Genomic DNA, 454 nt, shown 5'->3' on the forward strand with positions numbered 1-454 from the left:
GTCCGCGCCGCCTACGCCGTCGAGGGCACCGAGGTCGACGAGCTGGACGGCCTCACCGTGGCCGGCCCGGACTGGTGGTTCAACCTGCGGGCCTCCAACACCGAGCCGCTGCTGCGCCTCAACGTCGAGGCCAAGGACCCGGCCAGGATGGCCGAACTGCGCGACGGCGTGCTCGCGATCGTCCGCGCCTGACGTACGGCCCCGGTGCCCCGGCCGGTAGGGTTTCCTCTCGGCCGGGGCACCGCTGTGCCGTCGGCCGAGAACCCGTACCGAGACCGGAGACCGAACCCATGAAGCTCGAATCCTTCCTGCTGGAGATCCTGGTCTGCCCGCAGTGCCGGTCCGCGCTCACCGAGGGCGGCACCGAGGAGCAGCCCGAGCTGCTCTGCGCCGGCGAGACCTGCGGCCTGGCGTACCCGGTGCGCGACGGCATTCCGGTCCTGCTGGTGGACGA

At 72.2% G+C, this 454-nt stretch carries 1 protein-coding gene and 1 pseudogene; both read left to right on the forward strand.

From position 1 onward, the window contains the following. Window positions 1–192: pseudogene (manB, locus tag BI06_RS14515) on the forward strand (phosphomannomutase/phosphoglucomutase); the annotation flags it as partial. A gap of 98 nt (window positions 193–290) precedes the next feature. After that, on the forward strand, window positions 291–454 hold a 164-nt coding region (locus BI06_RS53550), incomplete at its 3' end, for a Trm112 family protein (protein WP_149030408.1).

The organism is Kitasatospora sp. MBT66 (genome assembly GCF_000710405.2).
Classification (GTDB): Bacteria; Actinomycetota; Actinomycetes; order Streptomycetales; family Streptomycetaceae; genus Kitasatospora; species Kitasatospora purpeofusca.